The organism is Streptomyces sp. NPDC059142 (assembly GCF_042755665.1).
Taxonomy (GTDB): Bacteria; Actinomycetota; Actinomycetes; order Streptomycetales; family Streptomycetaceae; genus Streptomyces.
In genome coordinates, this window is record NZ_JBHZDA010000007.1 from 98,693 (window position 1) to 101,395 (window position 2,703).

Here is a 2,703-nt window from a genome sequence, read left to right on the forward strand (position 1 = left end):
CCACTACAAACCCCACAGCCCTCCTCACTCTCACCCCATTAGTGGTCTCGGTGCTGCGCGGCTCACCAGTGCCCCCCCCCCCCTCCAGCCAAACCCCCCCCCCCCGCCGCGGGCCCCGTCGGCCGGCGCCCTCGACCGGACACCCCGTACGGGGCGCGCGTACGGGACCGCCGGGACCGCCTCACGCGAGCGGGGACGCGAACCGCGCGGTGCGCCCCCGCACACCACCACGGGACAGGGCAACACACGATCGTCGTGCAAGGGAGCACCAACGATGACACACACCACCACCGCCGACCGCCCACAGCGGTCACGGTCGCACCGCCTGATACGGGAGCTGTGGTTCCAGGTCCTGCTCGCCGCGGTCCTCGGCATCGCCGTGGGCATCCTCGCACCCGGGTTCGGTGAGGAACTGGCCCCGCTCAACGACTGGTTCATCGCTCTGGTCAAGATGATCGTGATCCCGGTCGTCTTCTGCGTGGTGACCACCGGCATCGCCTCCATGGACAACCTGCGCAAGGCGGGCCGGATCGGCGTGAAGGCGATCGGCTACTTCCTGGCGCTGTCCCTGGTGTCCATGCTGATCGGACTCGTGGTCGCCAACGTCTTCCAGCCCGGCTCGGGCCTGCGTGTCGATCCCTCGTCGCTCAACGCCGACGCCGTCCCCGGGACCGCGACGGAGCACGCCACCCTCACCGGCTTCGTCTCCTCCCTGATCCCCAGCTCCCTGCTGGGCGCGATCACCGGGGACGCGATCCTGGCCGCGCTGATGGTCTCGATCGTCTTCGGCGTGGCCCTGAACAAGGCCGGCGAGGAGGGCGCGCCGCTGACCCGCGGCATCCGGGCGCTGTCGGACGTCGTCTTCCGTATCGTCGGCTGGGTGATGCGCCTGGCGCCCCTGGGCACCTTCGGGGCGCTGGCGACGGTGGTCGCCACCTACGGGGCCGAGAGCCTGAAGCAACTCGCTTATCTGATCGTCCTGTTCACCGCGACCTGCGTCCTCTACGTTCTGGTCGTGCTCGGGGCGATCATGAGGGCCTGCCGCCTGAGCCTGTTCGGCCTCATGCGCTTCCTCAAGGCGGAGCTGCTGGTCGCCCTGAGCACCTGTTCCAGCGAGGCGGTGCTGCCGCAACTGGTCCGCAAGCTGGAGATCCTCGGCATCGGCCGGCCGGTGGTGGGCATCGTCATCCCCTCCGGGTTCTCCTTCAACCTGGACGGCTCCGCGGTCTATCTCACGATGGCCTCCCTGTTCCTGGCCCAGGCCATGGGCATCGACCTGTCCTGGCAGCAGCAGTTGGTCATGGTCGGCGTCATGATGCTCACCAGCAAGGGCACGGCCGGGATCGCGGGCGGCGCGTTCATCGTGCTCGCCAGTACCGTCACGGCCGTCGGCCACATCCCGCTGGCCGCGCTGTCCCTGATCGTCGGCATCGACCGCATCCTCAACGAGGGCCGCGTCTTCATCAACGTTCTCGGCAACGCCGTCGCCACCATCGTGATCGGCAAGTGGGAGAACGACCTCGACACGGAACAGGCCCGCAGGGTCCTTCGCTCCGCCGGGTGAGGGCGCTCCTCGGCGGGAAGCCCGGCGGTCGGACGGTCCGGCGGTCGGGCGGTCCGGCGGTCGGGCGGTCCGGCGGTCGGGCGGTCCGGGAACCCATTCTCATACCGGTATAGTCCGGCCGGTATAGTTATTGGTTGCCGGGAAGGGCGCAACATGATCGAGATCTTGAACTCCACCCTGCTGACCCGGGCGAAGGACACAGGCGCCCTGGTCGCCGACATCCTGCACACACTGAAGGGCCGCAGCACGGTCGGCACGAACCTCCTGGACATCGACCGGTGGGCCAAGGCCATGATCGTCGAGGCGGGAGCGGTGTCCTGTTACGTCGACTACGCGCCCTCCTTCGGGCGCGGGCCGTTCGGCCACTACATCTGCACGGCCGTCAACGACGCCGTACTCCACGGGCGGCCGTACGACTACACACTGGCCGACGGGGATCTGCTGACGCTCGACCTCGCCGTCTCCCAGGGCGGGGTCGCCGCGGACGCCGCCATCAGCTTCGTCGTCGGCGACACGCGGCCCCCGGAGAGCGTCGCGATGATCGACACCACGGAGCGCGCGCTGGCCGCGGGGATCGCCGCCGCCGGGCCGGGGGCCCGCATCGGCGACATCTCCCATGCCATCGGTACGGTCCTCGGCAAGGCCGGATACCCGATCAACACCGAGTTCGGAGGCCATGGCATCGGATCGACGATGCACCAGGACCCGCACGTACCGAACACCGGACGGCCCCGCCGGGGCTACACACTGCGCCCCGGGCTGCTGCTGGCGCTGGAGCCGTGGGTCATGGCGGACACCGCCCGACTCGTCACCGACACCGACGGGTGGACGCTCCGCAGCGCGACGGGCTGCCGGACCGCACACAGCGAACACACGATCGCCATCACCGAGGACGGCGCCGAGATCCTCACCCTGCCGCAGCACGCACGGTCGTGACACGGGCCGCCCGTCACACTCCGGCGGGTGACGGGGTCACTCGGACCTGACGGGCGCGGCGATACGGAGGGGACCCGCGACACGCCCTGAGAGCGGACGGGGGGGCGCCCCCCCCCAAAGCCCGGGGGCCCCGGACCGCGCGGCGCGCGGGCGGGCGGGGGGGGGGCCCCCCCCGACCCCCCCGCGCGCCCCCCCCCGCGCGC

2 protein-coding genes are annotated in these 2,703 nt (G+C 70.8%); both read left to right on the forward strand.

The window, feature by feature from the left end:
- Positions 1-274: 274 nt before the first annotated feature.
- Complete coding sequence (locus ACFXPK_RS05185) at positions 275-1,564, forward strand: cation:dicarboxylate symporter family transporter (RefSeq protein WP_385071796.1); 1,290 nt, start codon at positions 275-277, stop codon at positions 1,562-1,564.
- Between the two features lie 153 nt (positions 1,565-1,717).
- Complete coding sequence (map, locus tag ACFXPK_RS05190; protein ID WP_385003347.1) at positions 1,718-2,500, forward strand: type I methionyl aminopeptidase; 783 nt, start codon at positions 1,718-1,720, stop codon at positions 2,498-2,500.
- The last annotated feature ends 203 nt before the right edge of the window (positions 2,501-2,703 follow it).